General features: G+C 39.5%; 22 protein-coding genes and 1 tRNA gene. 10 read left to right on the top strand and 13 right to left on the bottom strand.

Annotation, left to right across the window (positions count from 1 at the left end):
• Window positions 1-86 precede the first annotated feature (86 nt).
• The 3 genes from ACYQ3A_RS02430 to ACYQ3A_RS02420 are packed head-to-tail and all read left to right on the top strand — an operon-like array spanning window position 87 to window position 3,926.
• Window positions 87-1,274 carry an aspartate aminotransferase family protein gene (locus tag ACYQ3A_RS02430; protein WP_459895392.1) on the top strand — a complete coding sequence of 396 codons (1,188 nt, stop codon included), beginning with the start codon at window positions 87-89 and terminating at the stop codon, window positions 1,272-1,274.
• Window positions 1,264-2,997 carry a hypothetical protein gene (locus ACYQ3A_RS02425; RefSeq protein ID WP_459895390.1) on the top strand — a complete coding sequence of 578 codons (1,734 nt, stop codon included), beginning with the start codon at window positions 1,264-1,266 and terminating at the stop codon, window positions 2,995-2,997. The genes ACYQ3A_RS02430 and ACYQ3A_RS02425 overlap by 11 nt, the downstream gene beginning before the upstream one ends.
• Window positions 2,988-3,926, top strand: a complete 939-nt coding sequence (locus ACYQ3A_RS02420; RefSeq protein ID WP_459895388.1) for an ABC transporter ATP-binding protein — start codon at window positions 2,988-2,990, stop codon at window positions 3,924-3,926. The genes ACYQ3A_RS02425 and ACYQ3A_RS02420 overlap by 10 nt, the downstream gene beginning before the upstream one ends.
• Here ACYQ3A_RS02420 and ACYQ3A_RS02415 read toward each other — a convergent pair.
• The 4 genes from ACYQ3A_RS02415 to ACYQ3A_RS02400 form a co-directional block, all read right to left on the bottom strand.
• The gene (locus ACYQ3A_RS02415; protein WP_459895387.1) at window positions 3,920-5,851 is read right to left on the bottom strand and encodes an Ig-like domain-containing domain; all 1,932 of its coding nucleotides are present in this window, start codon (window positions 5,849-5,851) and stop codon (window positions 3,920-3,922) included. The genes ACYQ3A_RS02420 and ACYQ3A_RS02415 overlap by 7 nt on opposite strands.
• Window positions 5,852-5,862: 11 nt before the next feature.
• Complete coding sequence (locus ACYQ3A_RS02410; protein WP_459895385.1) at window positions 5,863-7,146, bottom strand: OmpP1/FadL family transporter; 1,284 nt, start codon at window positions 7,144-7,146, stop codon at window positions 5,863-5,865.
• Window positions 7,147-7,317: 171 nt separating this feature from the next.
• On the bottom strand, window positions 7,318-7,605 hold the full coding sequence (locus ACYQ3A_RS02405) for a DUF503 domain-containing protein (protein ID WP_459895383.1): 288 nt from the start codon (window positions 7,603-7,605) through the stop codon (window positions 7,318-7,320).
• The gene (locus ACYQ3A_RS02400) at window positions 7,606-8,034 is read right to left on the bottom strand and encodes a hypothetical protein (RefSeq protein WP_459895382.1); all 429 of its coding nucleotides are present in this window, start codon (window positions 8,032-8,034) and stop codon (window positions 7,606-7,608) included.
• A gap of 48 nt (window positions 8,035-8,082) precedes the next feature.
• Between ACYQ3A_RS02400 and ACYQ3A_RS02395 the strand changes: the two genes are divergently transcribed.
• Genes ACYQ3A_RS02395 through ACYQ3A_RS02385 form a run of 3 tightly spaced genes read left to right on the top strand, consistent with a single transcriptional unit; the run spans window position 8,083 to window position 10,251 of the window.
• Window positions 8,083-8,259, top strand: coding sequence for a rubredoxin (locus tag ACYQ3A_RS02395; RefSeq protein ID WP_459895380.1), 177 nt, complete (start codon window positions 8,083-8,085; stop codon window positions 8,257-8,259).
• Window positions 8,259-9,254, top strand: coding sequence for a glycosyltransferase family 9 protein (locus ACYQ3A_RS02390; RefSeq protein ID WP_459895378.1), 996 nt, complete (start codon window positions 8,259-8,261; stop codon window positions 9,252-9,254). Before ACYQ3A_RS02395 ends, ACYQ3A_RS02390 begins: the two co-directional genes overlap by 1 nt.
• A 1-nt stretch (window position 9,255) precedes the next feature.
• Window positions 9,256-10,251, top strand: coding sequence for a DUF475 domain-containing protein (locus ACYQ3A_RS02385; RefSeq protein ID WP_459895376.1), 996 nt, complete (start codon window positions 9,256-9,258; stop codon window positions 10,249-10,251).
• On the opposite strand, the gene ACYQ3A_RS02380 is transcribed toward ACYQ3A_RS02385, so the two are convergent.
• The 5 genes from ACYQ3A_RS02380 to ACYQ3A_RS02360 all read right to left on the bottom strand — a co-directional run bounded on the left by ACYQ3A_RS02380 (window position 10,241) and on the right by ACYQ3A_RS02360 (window position 13,160).
• The gene (locus tag ACYQ3A_RS02380; RefSeq protein ID WP_459895374.1) at window positions 10,241-11,113 is read right to left on the bottom strand and encodes an MTAP family purine nucleoside phosphorylase; all 873 of its coding nucleotides are present in this window, start codon (window positions 11,111-11,113) and stop codon (window positions 10,241-10,243) included. The two genes, ACYQ3A_RS02385 and ACYQ3A_RS02380, sit on opposite strands and share 11 nt — an antisense overlap.
• The gene (gene queF / locus ACYQ3A_RS02375; protein ID WP_459895371.1) at window positions 11,106-11,597 is read right to left on the bottom strand and encodes a preQ(1) synthase; all 492 of its coding nucleotides are present in this window, start codon (window positions 11,595-11,597) and stop codon (window positions 11,106-11,108) included. Before queF ends, ACYQ3A_RS02380 begins: the two co-directional genes overlap by 8 nt.
• A gap of 196 nt (window positions 11,598-11,793) precedes the next feature.
• Window positions 11,794-11,871 (bottom strand) — tRNA-Glu (locus ACYQ3A_RS02370).
• A gap of 28 nt (window positions 11,872-11,899) precedes the next feature.
• On the bottom strand, window positions 11,900-12,976 hold the full coding sequence (locus tag ACYQ3A_RS02365; protein WP_459895369.1) for an IS481 family transposase: 1,077 nt from the start codon (window positions 12,974-12,976) through the stop codon (window positions 11,900-11,902).
• The gene (locus ACYQ3A_RS02360; RefSeq protein ID WP_459895367.1) at window positions 12,870-13,160 is read right to left on the bottom strand and encodes a hypothetical protein; all 291 of its coding nucleotides are present in this window, start codon (window positions 13,158-13,160) and stop codon (window positions 12,870-12,872) included. The genes ACYQ3A_RS02365 and ACYQ3A_RS02360 overlap by 107 nt, the downstream gene beginning before the upstream one ends.
• 128 nt (window positions 13,161-13,288) lie before the next feature.
• Between ACYQ3A_RS02360 and ACYQ3A_RS02355 the strand changes: the two genes are divergently transcribed.
• Genes ACYQ3A_RS02355 through ACYQ3A_RS02340 form a run of 4 tightly spaced genes read left to right on the top strand, consistent with a single transcriptional unit; the run spans window position 13,289 to window position 16,609 of the window.
• Window positions 13,289-14,671 carry a phosphoglucomutase/phosphomannomutase family protein gene (locus tag ACYQ3A_RS02355; protein ID WP_459895364.1) on the top strand — a complete coding sequence of 461 codons (1,383 nt, stop codon included), beginning with the start codon at window positions 13,289-13,291 and terminating at the stop codon, window positions 14,669-14,671.
• Window positions 14,672-14,693: 22 nt separating this feature from the next.
• Complete coding sequence (locus tag ACYQ3A_RS02350; protein WP_459895363.1) at window positions 14,694-15,587, top strand: KaiC domain-containing protein; 894 nt, start codon at window positions 14,694-14,696, stop codon at window positions 15,585-15,587.
• 2 nt (window positions 15,588-15,589) lie between these two features.
• A complete protein-coding gene (locus ACYQ3A_RS02345) occupies window positions 15,590-16,036 on the top strand; it encodes a TIGR00725 family protein (RefSeq protein WP_459895361.1) in 447 nt (148 codons plus the stop codon).
• 45 nt (window positions 16,037-16,081) lie between these two features.
• Entirely contained in the window at window positions 16,082-16,609 is a 528-nt protein-coding gene (locus ACYQ3A_RS02340) for a shikimate kinase (protein WP_459895358.1), read from the top strand.
• Here ACYQ3A_RS02340 and ACYQ3A_RS02335 read toward each other — a convergent pair.
• The 4 genes from ACYQ3A_RS02335 to ACYQ3A_RS02320 are packed head-to-tail and all read right to left on the bottom strand — an operon-like array spanning window position 16,574 to window position 20,549.
• The gene (locus ACYQ3A_RS02335; RefSeq protein WP_459895355.1) at window positions 16,574-17,113 is read right to left on the bottom strand and encodes a Uma2 family endonuclease; all 540 of its coding nucleotides are present in this window, start codon (window positions 17,111-17,113) and stop codon (window positions 16,574-16,576) included. The genes ACYQ3A_RS02340 and ACYQ3A_RS02335 overlap by 36 nt on opposite strands.
• A gap of 35 nt (window positions 17,114-17,148) precedes the next feature.
• Window positions 17,149-18,048, bottom strand: a complete 900-nt coding sequence (locus ACYQ3A_RS02330) for a lysylphosphatidylglycerol synthase transmembrane domain-containing protein (RefSeq protein WP_459895353.1) — start codon at window positions 18,046-18,048, stop codon at window positions 17,149-17,151.
• On the bottom strand, window positions 18,035-19,000 hold the full coding sequence (locus tag ACYQ3A_RS02325; RefSeq protein ID WP_459895350.1) for a glycosyltransferase family 2 protein: 966 nt from the start codon (window positions 18,998-19,000) through the stop codon (window positions 18,035-18,037). The genes ACYQ3A_RS02330 and ACYQ3A_RS02325 overlap by 14 nt, the downstream gene beginning before the upstream one ends.
• Window positions 18,993-20,549: an ArnT family glycosyltransferase gene (locus ACYQ3A_RS02320; protein ID WP_459895348.1), complete on the bottom strand. Its 1,557-nt coding sequence runs from the start codon at window positions 20,547-20,549 to the stop codon at window positions 18,993-18,995. Before ACYQ3A_RS02320 ends, ACYQ3A_RS02325 begins: the two co-directional genes overlap by 8 nt.
• Window positions 20,550-20,626: the final 77 nt, after the last annotated feature.

Here is a 20,626-nt window from a genome sequence, read left to right as displayed (position 1 = left end):
AAATCTGGCAACTATAGAATAAACTACCATGGTATAAATAGAAGTAGTTGAGATCAACAATACAGAATCAGGAGAAGAGGTAGGAGATGAACGTTTTTGAGAAGACAGAGAATTTTGTAATGAAGACTTACAACAGATTCCCGGTGGTTTTTGTAAAGGGAGAGGGTTGCTGGCTCTACGACGATAAAGGTAAGAAATACCTTGATATGTTAGCAGGAATTGCAGTCTGCAATCTTGGTCACTGTCATCCTACTGTCTCTGATGCTATCTGTGATCAGGCGAGGAAGTTGATTCACGTTTCAAACCTTTTTCACATAGAGACTCAGGCAGAACTGGCGGAGTTCATTTGTAAAAACTCCTTTGGAGAGAAGGTCTTCTTCTGCAATAGTGGAGCAGAGGCAAATGAAGGAGCTATAAAGCTTGCAAGAAGGTACGGAACAGAGAAGAATCCAGAAAAGTACGAAATAGTTGCTTTTAGACAGTCCTTTCACGGCAGGACAATGGCAGCAGTCTCTGTTACAGGACAGGGGAAATACAATGAAGGCTTTGGCCCCATGCTGACAGGAGTCAAATTTGCTGAATTTAACAACCTTGACTCTGTCAAAGAGGTGGTTTCAGAGAAAACTGCTGGAATAATCGTTGAACCAATTCAGGGTGAAGGTGGAATTGTTCCTGCTGAAGAGGAGTTCATAGAGGGATTGAGAAAGATAGCAGATGAGATAGATGCTATTCTCATATTTGATGAAGTTCAGACCGGAATTGGAAGAACCGGAAAGATTTTTGCCTATCAGCATTACGGTGTTGAACCGGATGTAATGACACTTGCCAAAGCTCTTGGAAATGGTGTTCCAATTGGAGCGATAGTGGCAAAAGGGAAAGCAGCAGATGTTCTAAAGCCAGGTCTCCACGCTTCAACCTTTGGTGGAAATCCTCTCGTTACAAGAGCTGGTGTTGAGGTCATGAGAATTGTTTCGGATGAGAGTTTTCTGAGAGAGGTGGAAAAGAAAGGAGAGTATTTTAGGAAGGGGCTTGAAGAACTGAAGGACAGATTTCCTGGTGTCATTGACTATGTGAGAGGAAAGGGACTTATGGTTGGTGCTGTCTGTAAGATTCCTTGTGTTGATATAGTAAAGTCAGCTCTTGAAAAAGGACTTATTATTAACTGTACAGCAGGAAATGTTTTGAGGTTTGTTCCACCGCTTGTTATCACAGAGGAAGAGATTGACTACGGACTGAAAATACTTGAAGAGGTTCTAAAAGAACATGAAAGTTAAGGAAATAAGTACTTCTCTGCTTTTTGAGTCGGATGAGCTGAGGCAGGAGTTTGTTATCGATGCTCTCGATTTTTTTATAGAAAAGTTCAAAAAACTTGATTCAAAAGTTTCTGCCATATACCCGGCAGATCCTTTGGCGTTGCCCTTTTCCATGTACCTTTCGGATAGACTTTCTGTTCCGGTGAAGACAGAGAAGTTTCTGAATAATTCTGATAGAGTGTTGATGGTCTTTTCGTATCTGCCTTTTAAATATCTGACAAAAAGTTACGTTTACGAGAAGATAAAGCTTTTCAGGAAGAGTTTTCCAAACTCTCCTTCTCTTCTGATTGCTTCAACAGAAAAGAGTGTAAGTGTTGATTTTCAGCTTCTCAAGGTTAAAGAGATTTCAAGAATTAACTCTTACAGGTTTATATCAGAAGCTTTGAAGAACTTTTTCTATCCCGTGGAAGGGGAATTTATTCACTTTTCGCAAGAATTTTGGGAGCTTTCTAAAAGAGAGATAAAAAGTTTTGAAAAGGCAAAGAGAATAAGGGATAGTGCAAAGAAATACCTGCGGGAAGAGGATGGAACTCTTAGATTGCTTGAAAACTACCTTGAGATAGCAATCTGGGAGAGGTTTCAAAAGAACCTCTTGGTTGTTCCAGAGAAGGAAGAAAGAAGGGAAGAACTTCCTAATATGAAAATAGAGAAGTTAATACAGATATCGGATGACGTTTTAAACTCGGCAGTTACGTCTCTTCTTGAGTACTTTGCTCAAAACTTAGAGTATCTCTTCCCAACCCATCTTGCATATTCAAACCTTGAGATAGTTGAGAGAAGAGGGATTGTCATCATACCGAAGATTACTCAGGTAATGGATGGTGCAGATGTAAAGCTTGAAATTGTTCTTAGGAGCGAAAAACTGGAAGCAGACTTTAAGAAGGTAGTAACAACGATTAAAGGGACTTTAAAAAACATGTTTACTGAGATTTTTCACAGGGAAGCCTTCAGGCCGTCGATAGATTCGGTAGTGGAGAAGGAGCTAAAGAAGGCAACCATCTACATTAACTGGTTTTTAGACAGAGAAATGGTTGAGAATCTCTACAAGAAAATAAACAGGAGATGGTTGCTGACGAGACTTTTCTACCGTAAACAGTTTAAATCCAGACTAAGGGAGTTTATAAAATCACTAAAGGAGTTTTCCTTTTCTCCTGAAAGTGTTGAAAACCTCTTTAACACTTTGGAATCTCTCTGGAAGAAGAATCCTCTGATTGTAAAGCTGTATAAAAAGGAGATAAGAAGTGCTTTTGAAGAAAATGAGCTTTGGCCTTTGATAGGAATTTATGGGTTGAAACTTGAAAACTCTGGAGCTCCAATTTTGAGGGAGCTCCTCAAATTTCTCCTTTCGCTGAAAGAGTATGAGAACGTTCATCAGTTTCTGGCAAAAGAGAATAGGTATTTTGTTCCGATTAAAACTAAAAGAATCTATAGACCTAACTGGGAAAGGGTGATAAGGGAAAATCAGGAGGTTTATCTGAAAGCAGAGCCTCTCAACCCTGAATCTCCTGTAACCTATACTCTCCATTCGGAGGATGGTAGATTCCTTGGGACGATTCCGGAGATTATCGGTCATTACGTTGCTGCTAAGGAGTCTTCGGGAAAGACCATCAGATGTAAAAAACTCTACTTTGATTCCGATATCTTTTCCGATACCTCTTACTGGGTAGAGATAGAATGTCTTTAGTAGTCGGGAATCTTTCAATTGAGACAGGAAACTACAGGATTGTTAAAGATGCGTTTCTTGAAGTTAAAAAGGGAGAAAGAGTTGCAGTAGTTGGAGAGAGTGGAAGCGGGAAATCGCTTACAGCACTTTCCATTTTAAAGCTTCTTCCAGAAAACTTACGTATTGCAGGAGAAATAAACGTTGATGGATTAGACGTACTTTCTCTCCAAGGTGAAGAGCTCCGTAAGTTTCGCTGGGAAAAAGTTTCAATGATCTTTCAGGATCCTTCCGCTTCTCTCAATCCGTTGATGAAGATAAAAGAGCAGATAGGAGAAGCCCTTTTATATCATGGGAAAGCAGAGAAGGGAGAGATAGAGGAAAAAGTTGTGGAGCTCTTGAAACTTGCTGAAGTTCCGGAACCTGAAGAGAGAATGAATGCTTATCCCCATCACCTTTCCGGTGGACTTAAGCAAAGGGTTGCAATAGCTATGGCGCTTGCTTGTAATCCTGACTACATCCTTGCTGATGAACCGACAACAGCCCTTGATGTTACAGTTCAAGCAAAGATTTTGAACTTACTGAAAAATCTTTCTATTGAGAAAAATACAGGAATTCTCCTTATAACCCACGATATGGGTGTTGTAGCTGAGTTTTCGCAAAGAGTTTTTGTTATGTATGCAGGTTACACGGTTGAGTCCGGAAGAACAGAGGAGATATTTGAAACACCTTTTCATCCATACACTAAGGGACTTATAGAGTGTTCTCCTGTTTTAAACGGAGGGGAAAAGAGAAAGCTCTTTCCCATTCCCGGTAATATTCCTGAACCTTCAGAGAAGATTGTTGGATGTCCTTTCCATCCAAGATGTCCGAAAGTAAAGGAAATCTGTAAAAGAGAAGTACCCCCTACCGTAGAGGTAGAGGGCAGAAAAGTTAGGTGTTTTCTTTACTGATTGAAGAAGTTATTAATTTGCTCCCTTGCAGCTTTTTGAGCTTTCTGGAGGAATTCAACGTCTAAGTGTCCTTCTGCTTCTGGATAGTTTTCAACCTCTGTGTGAAGAAGGAAGGCATGGTTTACCCAGTTTTCACCACCACCGAACATGTACCATCCAGGAAGATCTGCAGGAGGATTATCAGGATCTGGTAGTTCGATAGACTGGTAACTGTCGAATCCAACTTTCTTTGCCAGAGCTTCGTTTGAAACGTTTGGAACGACAGTATCGTTGTAAGCAGTCTGAATTATTGTCCTATCGCTCTTTGTTTCTCCAATGTAGAGAGGATCTGCTGGATCAAGAATTAGCTGGAAAATTCCAAGGAGCATGCAGTATTTATTTGTGTTCTTTTTAGCTCCTGTTGATTCAAGGAGAGATTCAATCAACTGGTTAGTTGCTCTATCAGTGATGGAGACAAAATTAGCGCCACCAACGTTGAGAACGACTTTATCAGGAGTTCCGTAGTTGGCGTAGATTGAACCGACAATAGATCCCATGGAAATTCCAAGGAAATTCACGGTATTTGCACTATCAGGGTTTCCATCGCCGTTTAGATCGTAAAAACCGTTTCTTAAGAGAAGTTCCAGTAGTCTTAAATTAAATACAGATTGATAGATGTTGAGCCTGTCCTGGGCAACGTTTGATGTGAGGAAACATTTTCCTTCACCGCATTCAAAAGTACTGTTCTCTGTGAGCTTTGTATAGTTTCCGTGGAAAGGCAGGTCAATTGCAATAACTGGAAGTTGGATATCTTGAAGAAGGGCTTCAACCCTTTCTTTGCTTCCGCCAAGTCCATGCTGGAAGATGTAAACAGTGCCGTTATATAGATCTCTGTTTCCGAAGTATACAGGAATGAATTTGACATAGTCGTCAATGTCAAAAGGTTCTTCTAATTTAACTTTGGTAAGGAGTTCTGAAAGCTTTGTGATATCAAATGCTGGGAATTTTCCTGTAGAAATTAAAGCTTTGAGATTACTGTTGTTAGCTATGAGTTTAAAGACACCGTAGAGAGGAGACAGAGTAGTGTTTTCTGAATCAAAGTTTCTATAATCATTTTCTATTTCACTATAGGAAATTCCCGAGATTGTTAACGTTGTATTTTCCCCCTGACTGAGGGCTTCAAGGTAGCTCTTTATAGCTCCAAGATCGAAAACAGAGAGAGTTTTATCTGCAGTTGTAAACGTGAATGCTTCAAGAATAGTGTCTTTGTTTAAGTTTGGATCAATTTTCGAAAGAGCTCCGTAAAGTTCATCAAGTTTTCCATCTTCTTCAAGCTTGTTATAGGCTTGAGGAGGAAGAATAGGATTACCATTTACATCTTTAATTCCATTTATAAGTACAACGGCATACCTATGCCCAGCCTCTAAGGGTTTTATAGGATAAAGTTTAAGGTAATTTCTTTCTTGAATAACCTCAAGCCTATCTGTTTGATCTATTAAGCTACAAAATGTATTGTCTGAAGGGCATAAAGCTAAGGCTGTTAAGTCAAAAATTTTCAAGTTACCGTTAAGAGATTCCATATCCAGTTGGATAGAGTCCATAAGAGGAATAAGTATTGGTGTATTTGGACTTAAACCTTTTATTTTTAGCTGGTTTATGGCTTCATAGAGCGCTCTTGTTCCGGGATCTTCTGTAGTTGAAGGGTCAAGGTAAACATAGTTCTCTTCATCAGCTTTTGTCTCTGAAGATGTCCAGATTATATCGTTGGGGAATGGAATTCCTAAGGGACTATCCGGCTCTTGTGCAAATGGGTCAAACACCAATCCGTTCCTCTCAAATTGAGAAGCATTTGCTGGAATCTCTGGAGCTGAATCCGTACTCTGGAGACTTCCTCCACAGGAAAAGAATATCATAGAAGCCATCAGTAAACCAGTCAACTTCCTCATCTTTTCCCCCGTTAAAACCTGTAGTTAACTGTTATTCCATATCCCCATAGATGACCATCTGCAGACATGGCAACAGTTCCAGGATTTCCAGTTTCGTAACTGTCGTTAAGCTCAACGCTTTCACCGCCTATTTCCCTCTTGTATTCGGCAATGCTATACTGGAGAACTGTATCTATTGAAAGCCTTCCAAAGTTCAAACCAACACCGAAAGAGTAGGTTTTCTTATCGGCATCTGGCCAGAGCATATCAAAGGTTTTGTCTGGAATTGGAGATGGGTCGTAAAAATAACCACCTCTGAGAGTAACTATCTCGTTCCATTTGTACTCGATACCAAATCTTAACTGCCTTGTGTCCTTCCACTCCCTTGGATAGTGTTCTTCCGATATAACTCCCCCGAGGGGTCTATCAAACTTTACCGTATAATCATGAACAGTGCTCCAGTTTGTCCAGACAACATCTGCTGTAAGAGTTAATCTTTTGTTCGGCTGATATTTAACACCTGCCTGTATCTGCTCCGGGTGGTCTATACTTGTCTCTCCATTGACTTTATCAACACCTACGATTTCGACAGTTCCTTTAAAATCTGTATTTGTCCTTGATCTATAGGTAATACCAAAAGAAAGGTTATCGTAAGGTTTGTACATCAGACCTACGTTGAAAGAGTAGTTGAAGTCGTCACTGAGCTCTCCTTTGATTATTTTGTTGTGAAAAGTTGGAATTGAGGGAGAGTAGATTCTCCTCTGTGTTCCAGCATCAGATCTTCCAAGAGATATTCCAAAACCGGCAGAGAGCTTATCTGTGAGTTTTACAGCAATGGTTGGTGTTACAACTCCCCTTAAATAGTAAGATTCAAAACCGTTATAAGCAGCAGGATTTTTTGTGGGGTCTGATTCCCACTTAATATGAAGACCATAAGGAATATAGGCTGCAATACCAAAGTAAATGTTGTTAAAGAGATGGGTAGCAAAACCTATGTGGGGAACAATGAGGTTGTCGGAAGTGTCTGTGAATGAGACGTTGTAAGGTAAAACTCTGACATCGCTGCCATCTGTTGCTTTAAAATTATGGATTTTTAGAGTCGGATTCAGGTATTCAGCTCCGATAGAAAAGATGGAACTCTCAATCTGTGTAAGACCTGCCGGGTTATAGTAGACAGCAAACGGATCATCAGCATAACCCGAAAACGCCCCTCCCAGCGCTGTGGCTTTTGAACCAATGCCGAAAGTGTCAACGTTTCCTGCCTGGGCTGTCAGTGGAAGAGAGAGTAAAAAGAAAAAAGCAAAGAGTTTTTTCATGCTTACCTCCTCCCTATTGAATTAAGTAACAGGTGACGGGTAACGTCATAATAAATCTTTTACTCATTTCTCATTACTCGTTACTTGTCTCTTGTCACTTACCAGGAAACGCTTCTAACTTCCTTTGAGAAGGAGAGAATAGGGAAATTTTAATTGATGAAAAACAGAAATTCAAAGTATTTCTTTATAGTAGTTGACTACTTTTCCGGGATAGAGGTCTTCAATAAACAGGATAACCTTTTCCAGAGTGGCATCTACCACCTTTCTACTGCTGCCGATTGTTACCACACCTATTATGGAGCTCTGCCACTTGTCCTGGTCGCCAACTTCGCTTACAGAAACGTTAAATTTATTTTTCAATCTTTCAACAACTCTTTTAACCACTCCCCTTTTTTCCTTTAGAGAATGGGCTTCTGGAATTCTCAGATGAATTTCTAAGAAACCTATAATAGCTGACATCTACACCTCCATAAGTTTATTCCAATTTTCCCGTAGGGTATCCCTAATATCCATGTAGTCTTTTCCCTCTTCCATAGCTTTTTCAATTGCAGGAGAAAAGCCCTTGTAGTAAAAATCCTCTCCCATTCTCTTTATGATCTTTTCATTGAATTCTTCTGGTGTTGCAAGCTTCTTCCACCATTTTTCAGTTGTTTTTCCCTCAAGATAAGCTTTTGTAGCTCCTCTGTATTTTATAGGATGTCCGTAGAACTTCCTGGCAGCTACAACCTTTGCAACGGCAAGGCCAAATGTCTTTGCTTCATTCTCTGGAAATCCATATTTTTTGATAGCTTTTAGTCTGTTCCACTCAGCAAAGACATCAAATCTTCTGATAGGTGCAAGAGGTTTCAGAACTTTTACCTCTGTTTTATTTTCTATTTTTCGTCTCATGATAACTCCAAAGAGTTTATAATTAGAGTATAGTATTGAGGAGGAGAAATGGAAGTAAGGCACAAACTCTGGAGATGTACCGTCTGCGGATACATTTACAACGTTGATGAGGGGGATCCTGACAACAACATTCCTGCCGGAACACCTTTTGAAGCTCTACCTGTTGACTGGGTATGTCCAATTTGTGGAGCTACAAAGGATAAGTTTGAACCTGTTGACGACTGATGAGAATACTCCTTGTAAGGTTGTCCTCTCTTGGAGATGTGATTCTTGTAAGCTCTGTTCTCTCGCCGTTAAGAGAGAAAGGAGTGGAGGTAGATCTTCTAACCTATAGACCGTTTGGAGAGATCTTTAAAGGAGATAAAAGATTAAGGAGAGTCATTGAGGTAGATAGAAAAGATTTCAGGAATCTATCTTCCATCAGGTCTCTTGCAGAAAGCCTGAAAGGTTATGACTATGGATTTGATCTTCACGGAATTTTAAAAACCTATCTCCTTAGCAGATATCTTCCTTTCCCTGTGTTCAGGTATAAGAAAAGATCTCTTCTGAGACGGTTAATGGTTATTTTTAAACCTTTTAGGGCGAAGTGGCTCTATGTTCCGGAAATGTATTCGGAAGTTTTCAGGAAAGTTGGAATTGAAATTGAAAATCCAAGACCGGAGCTTTATATATCTCCTTATGAGATTGAAAAGGTTAAAGAGTTCGTACCTTTAAAAGGGTTTGTAGTGGTAGCTCCTGGTGCAAGATGGAAAACCAAAAGGTATCCTGAGGAGAAGTTTAGGAATGTGATAGAGCTCCTGAAATCGATTGAAATTCAATCTGTTATTGTTGGAGGAAAGGAAGAAGAAGAAATAGGAAAAAAACTGTCATCAGAAACTGGAGCTGTTAATCTTTGTGGGAAACTTTCAATAAGGGAAAGCCTATCGGTTATCTCTCTATCGATTGGTGTAATTTCCAATGATTCGGCAGTTGTTCACATGGCAAGGGCTGTAAAAAGACCGGTTGTAGCCATTTTTGGACCGACCCATCCAGCATTTGGCTTTGCTCCTTATCCAGATGAGGGTGTGGCAATTACAAGGAATCTTCCTTGTTCTCCCTGTTCTCTCCACGGGAAGACTAAGTGTAAAAATAGAGAGTGTTTTGAAATTTCTCCGGAAGAAGTGGTATCAAAATTTCTCTCTCTGGTAGAATTCAGGGGACGAAAAAAAGGGAAGCCTTGAAATGACGTTTAGAAAGTTATTAGTTGAGTTTTCAATCGTCTTCATAGTAAGCTGGTTAATTGAGTTCTTCTACATGGGAATCAAAGGTATCTTTGAAGGAACAACCCTTTCCCTCCTTGAGATTTCCCTTTCCTTTGATAATGCTGTTATGAATGCTGTCATTTTGACCGGTATGTCGCAAGTTTGGAGACGAAGGTTTCTTACCTGGGGAATGGTAATAGCTGTTTTTGGAATGAGATTTCTTTTTCCTGTTCTTATAGTTGCCCTGACTGCTGGTATTGGAGTAGGTAAAGTCATTGAGCTGGCTTTCTCAAATCCTGAAGAGTATGGACACTACCTCGAGGTAGCAGAACCACTGATTCTCTCTTTTGGTGGTTCATTCTTGCTGATGGTTTTCATAAACTGGCTTTTTGACGCAGGAAAAGAGCTCTACTGGATAAGGTTTTTAGAGGAAAAGGCTGCCAAGCTTGCAAAACTGGGAGAGATAAAGCTGATAGTTGCACTGACGATAGTTCTGGTTATCGGTTTTCTTAAGAAAAATCCTGGAATAATACTTGCAATGATACTTGGAATCCTTCTCTTTGAGCTTGTTCATTTCATAAAAAAATCTATGGAATACTTCGAAAAAGATGGTATTTCTGCTGGAGGACTGGGAGGATTTATCTACCTTGAACTTTTGGATGCTTCATGTTCTCTTGATGGAACAGTAGGAGCTTTTGCGATAAGCCAGAATCTTATAATTATCACTCTCGGTCTCTCTGTTGGTGCTTTTATTCTAAGGTCATTAACCATTTACTTTGTTGAATCTGGTAAACTCCAGCAGCTTCCTTACCTTGAACATGGTGCTCACTGGGGAATTGGTGGATTGGGAATAATGATGCTAATTCAGCTCTTTCACCACATTCCAGAACCAGTTATCAGTACTGTTGCACTTGTGTTTATACTATCTTCACTCTACTCATCTATTAAAAGAACAGAGTTTCTTCTCAAGGAGTAAATATCCACTCTTTCCAGTTATCTCCGATTCTTCCTTTTTTCCGATATCTTTCCATTAGGCTCTTGCAGGGACACTTTCTTTCTTTCTGAACAAGGAGTTCCACAACCCTTTTCATTATTTCTGGGAATCTGCTTACAGCAAGATCGACTAACTTTTTCTGTTCTTCTGGCAGCATTCCTTCAAAGAGAACTCCAGATTTGAACTCGTAAGGTTTTATTCCCTCTGCGTAGTTTGTTACATAACAGAGGGCTCCATAACACATCTCCAGTTCTTTCGCCAGAAAAGCTTCAGGTACAAGAGTCATGCCAACAAGATCACCGTTCAATTGCTTGAACATTCTTATCTCAGCCGGAGTTTCTAATCTTGGCCCTTCGGTGCAGACGTAAGTGCCACCGTTGTGGTAAGTAAACCCCAAGAGGTTTAAAACTGTATCCAAAACATCTCTTACCTCAGGGCAGAAAACGGGGTTTTGTCTTACAAAACCAAGACCTCCATTTTCAAAAAAAGTATTCTTTCTACCTTTTGTGAAATCTATGAGGTCATCTGGGATAACGTAATCTCCAGGTTTGAACTCTTCCCTCATTGACCCGGGACCAGTCCAGGCAACTATTCTCTCAACCCCTGAGAGTTTCGCAGCATAAATGTTCGCCCTGTAATTAACAAAAGGTGCAGTTATCTCGTAATCTTTTTCACCGTGTCTTGATAAAAAGAAGAACTCAAAGCCGTTATCGTGTTTGAGCCTATAGAGAGGATTTGAAAGACCAAAAGGGGTATCTATACGCTTCTTTTCAAGGATTTTTCCAAAAGATTCTTTTTCAAGGAAATAAGCACCACTCCCTCCAATAATCAAAACCTTAACCACGGTTTCTCCTTATTTCTGGTGGTGTGATTCTGTGAAGCTTAAAACGTTCCTTTGCCAGTTCTATCACCCAGTCGATTTTCTGGAATCTCTGGACGTAAGGATCTATGGAGATTCCACCTCTTGGATTAAACTCACCGTATACTTCTATATAGAAAGGATTGAGAAGTTTAAAGAGGTCGTCAGCTATCGTGTTGACCGTGTCCTCGTGGAATCCTTTGGCATTTCTAAATGAGAAAAGATAAAGCTTTAAAGATTTACTCTCAACGAGCCATTTGTCTGGAATGTACTGAATATAAATTGTTGCAAAGTCCGGTTGTCCTGTGATAGGACATAGAGTGGTAAATTCAGGGCAGTTAAAGGAAACCCAGTAAATTCTGTTGGGAAACTTGTTGGGAAACTTCTCCAGAACATCTGAAGAGTAATCAAAAATATACTCTGTCTTTTTTCCCAGTTTTGAAACGGTTCCAAAGTCTTTTCTTTCCATGAGAATCACCATTAAAAGAAGATTCTTTGAATTATATCAGGAGCTAAGAAAAATTTTCTCTGGAAGAGTGAGTCATGATTCATAAAAAAAAGGGTGGCGCTTCGAAGCGCCACCTTTCTCCTAATAAAGGGGAGGGAGGGGGAAAAGGGGGGATTATGAAGACTAAAACCTCCCCTATTGTCCGAACAAAATATAATGGCGTCCCCAGGGGGATTCGAACCCCCGTCGCCGGCGTGAAAGGCCGGTGTCCTAGGCCTGGCTAGACGATGGGGACGCTTTGCGCAATAGAAATATAGTCATCCTTATGAGGATGTCAAGTATGTGTTCGAGTTCAATACATGGTGGACACCTTGATGACTTCTAATATAGTCCTCAAACTTCTCAGCAGGAGTCTTATAATTCAAAGACTGATGGGGTCTTAGAAAGTTGTAAACCTTTAAATACTCAAAGAGTTTCTTATTCATCTCTTCAAGTGTTGGCTCTGTCCCTTCTATCATCCACAGTTCATTCTCTGTCGTCTGAATAAACCTTTCTACGTGTGCATTAGTCTTCGGGGACTTCGGATAACTAAAGTAGTGTTCTATCCCTCTTTTTCTAAGGTATTCATCCAGTTCTCCTAAAAATTCGCTTCCATTATCGGTCTGCACTCTCTCTATCTTAAAGGGAAGGTATCCTTCAATTTCCTGGAAAAACCTCTTTCCGTTCATGCTACTTTTTGTAGAATAAACCCTTGCAAAGCCTATTCTTGTGAATTTGTCTATTGCTGTAAACTGATAAAAGGTTTTACCGCACCAGTAGATGTATTTGACGTCTATTAGGATTGTCCCTGGTTTGTCTGCTTTTAATCCCCTTCTGGTGCGGTTCTTTTTTCCTTTCTGTTTCTTTTTTGTGTAGTTATTTTTCAGTTTCCGAGTCCTTTCTATTAGTCCTTCTCTTTTGAGAACCCTGTAAACTGTGGAGGATGATACTTTTACATTCAGGTATTTTTCCATGAAGGCTGATATCTTTTCTTTGCTCCAGGTTGGATATTTCTCCCTTATTGTGATGATGAGGTGTTCTATTTCGGGTTCTATTTGGGGTTGTCTTACTCTATGGGGTCTTTTGCTTTTGTCTTTGAGTCCTTCTATGCCGTATTTTTCGTATCTTTTCTTCCATTTATAGAAAGTTGTTGGGCTTATTCTGAAGTATCTACAGGTTTTTCTGACGTTATTTGTTTTCTTGTAGTATTCGATCCATTTGAGTCTTTTTTTGATGTTTCGATCTTTTGTTAGGTTAAGTTTCTTTTTTACTCTTCTTCCTTTTTTCAGGGTTTCTTTGAATGCTGTATTTATGCTTGATATATGGAGGGATGTTCCTTCGAATCTTTTCAATTGTTTCATCGGTGGACACCTCCTCGTGGTATTCAAAGGTTATTTTAGGGTGTCCACCTTCTGTCTGAACTTCAACAATAAAGTTGTAAACCCTAATCCAATCAAGTAGCTTTCTGTTTATCTCTTCTACTGTTGGCTTTGTCTCTTCTATCATCCATAGTTCTGTCTCTGTAGTTTGAATGAATCTCTCCACCTCTGCGAGTAGTGTTGGATACCTATTTCTTGAAGATATTTCTCAAATTCTCCTAAGAACTCGCTTCCCGTATTTGTTTCGTATAATTCTTAACAGATACCTATGATTTTAAAACCAAGGAGGAGTCGATGATTAAGTTCGGAACCGATGGGTGGAGGGGCATAATTTCCAAAGATTTTACTTTTGACAATTTGAAGAAGGTTACTCTTGCTCACGGAAAGGTTTTGAAAGAAGAAGGAGCTAAAAAAGTTGTTGTTGGTTATGATTTGAGATTTCTCTCTGAAGAGTATGGAAAGTTCGTTGCTGAGATTCTGGCAGGAATGGGATTTGAAGTTGTTCTTTCAAAAGGTTTCTCTCCAACACCAGCTGTTTCGTTTATGACAAAGTATGGAAATTTTGACAATGGAATAGTAATAACTGCTTCCCATAACTACGGAAAATACAACGGCTACAAAGTAAAAGAGTCCTTTGGTGGTGCAGCAAGAACGGAATTCACGAGGAAAATTGAGGAGAAGCTACCAGAAGTAGAGAATCTGGAGGCACCGAAAGGAGAGTATAGAGAGGAAGACATTACCACTCCTTACGTTGAGGGAGTGAGGAACCAGCTGGAGCTATCTCTTTTCAAAGAGAAAGAAATTACCATTGTTCACGATCCAATGTATGGAGCTCAACAGGGACTCATGTTCAGAGCTCTTGAGGGAACGAAGGTTAATGTTACAGAGATTCACGCTTACAGAGATCCTCTTTTTGGTGGAAAGCATCCTGAGCCGATTGTTGAGAAGAACATAACAGGTCTTATGGAGAAAGTGAGAGCTGTAAAGGCAGACATTGGTATAGCCAACGATGGTGATGGAGATAGAGTTGGAATAGTTGATGAAAACGGACGATTTGTAACTTCTCAGATAGTTTATGCTCTTCTACTTCTCCACATAGTTAGGAATAAAGGTAAAAGAGATGGCGTGGTTGTGAAGACGGTTTCCACAGGTTATCTGGTGGATAGAATATGCAGGAAAGAGGGATTGGAGCTGATAGAAACACCTGTGGGATTTAAAAACATTTCCGAAGTTGCAATGGAAAGGAAAGTTCTCTTTGGGGGAGAAGAAAGTGGTGGATATGCTTTGATGGAATACCTTCCTGAAAGAGATGGACTTCTGATGGGACTTTTAATTGTGGAAAAAATGATAGCAGAAGGAAAAAAAGTTTCTGAGCTGGTCGATGATCTCTTTAACGAGTTTGGAACTGCCTATTACAAGAGAATAGACCTACCAGTTACGGAGAAGGAAAGGGAAGTCTTGGAAAAGCTTAAGCAGAATCCTCCCGAAAAATGGGAAGAACTAAAAGTTCAGAAAGTTTTAACGATAGATGGTCTAAAGATCATTTTTGAAGATGACTCTTGGCTTCTATTCAGACCTTCAGGCACAGAACCTGTTTTCAGAGTATATGCAGAGACTTCTGAGGTTAAGAGAACAGAAGAACTTCTAAATTGGGGAGCTTCTTTACTAAGGGCTTAAAAAACGTTTGGGGAAGGGAGAGATGGCAGATTATCAGTTTCAGGATAGACAACCGCAGGTAATGAAAGATAACGTCTACATTCTTGGTGAAGCCATAAAAAAAGCTCCTGAACTCAAAGGGGTTTCAACGGGAGTAAAGGGGCTTGATGAACTCTTCTTTAAAGTTGAATGGGAAGATGGAAAGCCTGTAAAGAAACCTCTTGGTGGAATTCCGGAGTATGCAGTTGTAAACCTTACAGGAATGCCAGATACCGGTAAAAGTTTGATAGCTGAACAGTTTACAGTTAAACAGGCTTCCCTTGGACAGAAGGTTTGTTTTGTTACTGTTGAAAGTCCTGCAGCTTTTGTTGCAGCGGGTTTAAAGCAGAGAGCAACTGCAATGGGAATAGATTTTGAAGAAATTGAAGACAACATTATCCTCATAGATGCTGCCAGCAACTCAAGGTTAAGGGATGATATTCCGACGATGCTTGATACTCTTGCTTACGTCTATAGGACCTATCACTGTCACAGAACGGTGATAGATTCTATTACCGGTCTGTACGAAGCCAAAGAGATGCTTGCTCGTTCTATCGTGAGGGCTTTCTTCAACTTTATGAAGAAGTGGTACCAGACTGCAATTTTCGTTTCTCAAAAGAGAAGTGGCCATGATGAACTCTCAGCAGAAGCTGCTGGTGGATATGCTGTAGGACATATTGTTGACTGTACAATGGTTCTTTCAAAGGAAATTCTTCTCTCTCCAAGTAGAGCAAGAGCTTTTAAAAAAGAACTTGGAGATATACTGAGGCTTTTCAGGATAGATGGTTGCAGGCTCTGTGGACACGATACAAGACTACATCTCATGGAAATTACAGAACTGGGACTTGTGGAAATAAAAGAACCTCTCGTTGAATACTTGAGAGGAGGAAGAAAGTAGAAGTGAGGTCTATTTCCCTGATTGGAGATGGAAAGATTCAGGAGGATTCTGAGCTCTATAAAGTTGCGGAAGAAGTGGGCTATTTAATAGCTAAAAAAGGTTATGTTCTTGTCTGTGGTGGACTCTTTGGAGTTATGGAAGCTGGAGCAAAAGGTGCTAAGAAGGGAGGAGGTCTAACTGTTGGTATTCTCCCTGGATATGAAACCTTTTCAAATCCATATATCGATATAAAGATACCAACAGGAATGGGACAGGCGAGAAATGTACTGGTGATTTCAAGTTCAGACATTATCGTTGCAGTTGGTGGAAGTTACGGAACTTTAAGTGAAATAGGACATGCTCTTAAACTTGGTAAGGAAGTAATAGGATACAGAACTTGGGAGATAGAAGGAATAAAAAACTATGAGACGGCTGAAACTTTTCTCTCTTATATTGATAGTGTTATTTAGTCTTTCTGAGAAGGATTATAAGCCAATCTTTGCAGTTCCTGTGAGGTGAGATTGAAGATAGTTTTATTGGGTTTTATGGGAAGTGGAAAGTCAACGATAGGAAAGCTACTTTCAGAAAGGGTGGAAGTTCCATTTTTTGATCTTGATGAAGAGATTATTCGAAAAACGGGATTGTCTATTCCTGAGATATTTTCAAGCTTAGGAGAGGAAAAGTTCAGAGAAATAGAGAGAGAGACTCTTACAGGTTTACTTTTAAAGCCTGGAAGCTTGGTAGTATCAACCGGAGGAGGAGCTCCTGCTTACAAAGATAACATGGAGCTAATAAACAAGAATAGTATCTCTATTTACTTGAAAGCAGATTTTGAAAAGCTGTGGGAAAGAATCTCTAAGGATGGTAATAGACCACTTGTGGCAGCTGGAAAAGAAAAGGTAAGAGAGCTCTTTGAAAGGAGAATTCCTTTTTACGAAAAGGCAGATATTGTTGTAAGGACTGATAGTCAGACACCAGAAGAAACAATTGATGAAATTCTAAAGAAACTAAACTCTTTTCCAGATTTTCTCAAGGTCTATTGAAAAACTACACGTTACTTGGAAGAGAAAACTTCCAGTTTCATCGTCGAAAACTTTCTCGTATTTGTTTTTTTCAAGTTTAAATACTCTCATTTTTTTTAAGTCTGGATACACAATAGCATAGTATTTAACCTTTTCCCTTTCGTAAAGTGCAAACTTCAAATTTTCATCTTTAAATGCTGTGGACTTAGACACTATCTCAAAAACAACTTCCGGCGTTGACTTAAGGTATTCATCAACTCTTTTACACACAACAAGAACATCCGGTCTTACAACTGTATCCTCATCAATTATCCAATCAAGTTCCTGATAAACGAAGTACCCTTGAGGACAATTTTCTATTTGCTCTTCTATCTGCTTGAAAATCAGTCCTGAAATTCTCTGATGCTTTCCGAACGGAGAAGGTGCCATTGCATACGGAATACCCTCTATAAGTTCCCAGTCTCCTTCCCACTTGAAGTAGTCTCTGACAGTATAATGGGGTAAATAGTCTTTAACAGTGTTCATTTCTCTTTTCCTCTAAGGTTAACCTGTATTTTAATTTATGTTCTCTTTAACCTTCTTGAAAGGTAGAACCATCCAATAAGTGCTAAGATACCGGACATTAAAAGAAGGAGAATGTGGAAATAAAAAGCAACCGTTAAAGCATAATCGACTTTAACTCCTATTAGTGAGAATCCCCCAACAAGTCCTGCTTCGTAAGTTCCAAATCCTCCAAAGCTATGAATTGGCAAAATTGTTGTTACTTCTCCAAAGGTTGAGACAAAAACAGTTTTAAAGAAATTGAGATCTATTTTTCCTGCTTTGAGAATGAAGAAGAAGGAAACAAACTTGAATAGCCATGTCAAAAAAGAGTAGAAAAAGATTTTTCCAACAGATTTAAACGAAATAAAACTCTGAACAAAGGAGAAAACGGTTCCAATGATAAAGAAACGGTTACGAAACTTTTTAAGTAATTTAAGTCCTAAGTAAAGAAAAACAATCATTATAGAAATAGTGATGATTGGAATCCAGAGAAGCTCTTTATTTCCAATAGCAACAAAGAGAACAGAAGTGAGAAAGAATAAGGAAAGGACAATGAGATCCAGTATCCTTACAAAGAGAAGAGCTACAGAGGAGATTGTTGCATCGACTCCAAAGAGTTTTTTAAGAATTATTGGGAAAGAGGCTTCTCCTGACCTGAAAGGGAGAACATTGTTAAAAAAGGTATGAACTCCCATAACAGCTGCAAGGTCTGTAGAGGAAATGGATGAAAAGATAATATTGAACCTTTTAGCCCTGAAAATGTAGGTGAAAAGATAGAAGAAAAGAGAGAAAATCAAATAAACTGGATCAAGATTCTCAAATATTTCTTTCAGCTTACTGAATACATCGAATCTATACAGAAAGTAACCAAAAACAATCAGTATAAACGTAGGCCAGAAGAGACTATTCTTCTTCAAGGTTCACAACTCTCCCAACAACGTAAGGTTTCTTGTCCTGAGATTCAAAATAAATTCTCATCAGGATTTCGCTGATGATCCCTGTTGTAAACATCTGGATTCCGGAAAGTATGAGAAGAACAGAGATAATTAAAAGGGGTCTTCCTCCGATTGAGTGCCCTGTCAGTTTAAGTCCAACAAGATAAAGAAATGGAATTAGACCTGCGAAGAAAAGAACCAATCCGAGTATTCCGAAAAAGTGAATTGGCTTCTGCATAAACTTTTTCAGGAACCAGATAAAGAAAAGATCTGCAAGAACCTTAAAAGTCCTTGAGATGCCGTACTTTGACTTTCCATAAATTCTCGGATGGTGTTTTACAGGTATCTCTATGATCCTGCTTACAGAAGTGACTGTTGATGCAAGAGCTGGAATAAATCTGTGGAGCTCCCCATAAAGCCTTACCTTCTTTATAACGTCGCTCCTGTAAGCCTTTAAGGTACAGCCGTAGTCGTGAATTTTTACTCCTGTCATCTTTCCTATTAGCCAGTTTGCAATCTTTGAAGGTAGTTTCCTTGAGATTGCAGCGTCCTGTCTGTTTTTCCTCCAGCCGCTGACTACATCGTAACCTTCTTCTATCTTTTCAAGGAGTCTTGGAATGTCCTCAGGATCGTTCTGAAGATCTCCGTCCATTGTTACTATTACATCACCTGTGGCGTAGTCCATTCCGGCCATCATTGCGGGGGTCTGTCCAAAGTTTCTGGCAAACTCAATGACTTTAACTTTTTTATCCTTAGAAGCAATCTCTTCAAGTATTTCCCTTGTCCTGTCAGTGCTTCCATCGTCAACGAATATTATCTCGTAGTCGTAGGGTATCTTCTCAAGAACTTCTTTTAACTTGTCGTACAGAATTGGAACGTTCTCTTCCTCGTTGTAAACAGGGATAACAATCGAGATTTTCTTTACACTACCCATCTATCTTCTCCTTTGGATAGTTTGAGATTATCACAATACTGTGTTTTGTAATCAGCTCTTTTTTCTTATCCCAGATGTGGAACTTTTCACCTTTAATTTTTTTCAGTCTGTTCTCTCTCGTTACAATAACAACAGGAGTTTCAGAATGTAGTAACTTTTGGGCTTTGTCGGAATTTATGTCTTCCAGTTTTCCTTTCCTGAAGTAATAGACAATTTCAGGACTCGTGTAGTCAAGGAAGAAAAATTTACACTCTTTGCACTTTTGGGCAATTTCGTAGAGCTCCTTTCCAGCAGCAGGCTTGGCTCTGTAGGGTTCGAGGGATGGAAGTGTTACCCATTTGAATAGAAGCAGGGTTGTTATGAAACCAGCTGTGAAAACTTTGAGGTAATCCTTTTTGAGGAATACGATGAAAGATGCTATCAGTGCAGGCAGAATGACCACAAGTCCTGTAGCTGGCCAGCCTTTGATTTTAAAGAAGATAACTGCTGCAATAGAAAGAACAATGAGAACAAAAGCTGTAATGTAAGCAGGAATTCTGTCTTTGTACTTTGATAGATACCATGTAATAATGACGGCAAAAGCTGGAAAGGAAGGAAGAAGGTAGTGAGCAAGCTTAGTGTGGGCAATCTGAAAGAATCCAAAGATTGTGAAGAACCAGACAAGTGAGAAGTTGAGAATGTTGTCTGTAATTGATTCTTTTTCTTTAAACACCCTGTAGAAAGCAAACGGGAAGAAGAAAGCATAGGGAAGGTAGAGCCAGAAGTAGTTTGCTAAGTAGTACCACCACTCAGTTGGATGACCTGGAACTTTTGAGGTAAATCTGTGAATGTTGTGGAAGATGATAAAGTCTTTAAAGAACTGATAGCCGTGCTTTTTCAATATTGCAACGTACCATGGAGCTACGATGAGAAGGTAAATACCGAAGCCTTTCAGCCAGGGAATCGCCTTGAGGGTTTTCAGCAGATCTCTTCTGAGGATGAGGTAAATAATGGCAATGAGACCCGGAAGGGCAAGACCAACAGGACCTTTGGTTAATGTTGCAAATCCAGAAGAAGCAAAGGCTAATAAATAAAACTTTTCGCTCTTTCTGTGGTAGCCTTCAAAAAAGAAAATAAGTGAAGCAGCCATAAAGAAAGTAAGGACAATATCTGGCATTGCAACAGATGCCATAACGATGAAATCGAGAAGTGAAAGGAGGACAAGGGAGCTCCAGAATGCAAAATCCCTTCCTTTCCACCTTTGTAACCACCAGTAAAGAAGAAGGACTGTCAAAACTCCAAAGATGGAAACGAAAAATCTGCCTCCAAACTCGTTGACTCCAAATATCTTGTAGCCTATAGCAATGAGCCAGTAAACGAGAATAGGCTTGTCAAATCTGTATTCATAGTTGTAGTAGGGAGTTATGTAATCTCCCGTTTTGACCATTTCCCAGGCTGCTTCAAGATACTTGGGTTCATCCTTATCAAAGGCTGAATAGAGACCGTTAGGCAAAACAAGGAGAACGATTGAGATTAAAGCTAAGATCCAGAATCGCTTATCCTTCATCATTTCTTCCTCTTAAAGTTGCAATTTGAAGTATAACAGAGAAATTATTGTCCGTAGGAAAATGTTTTTAAAGGGGTAAT

It is taken from the genome of Desulfurobacterium crinifex (assembly GCF_054656775.1).
Note: the sequence above shows the minus strand (reverse complement) of the source record. Positions and strands in the feature narration are given on the sequence as shown.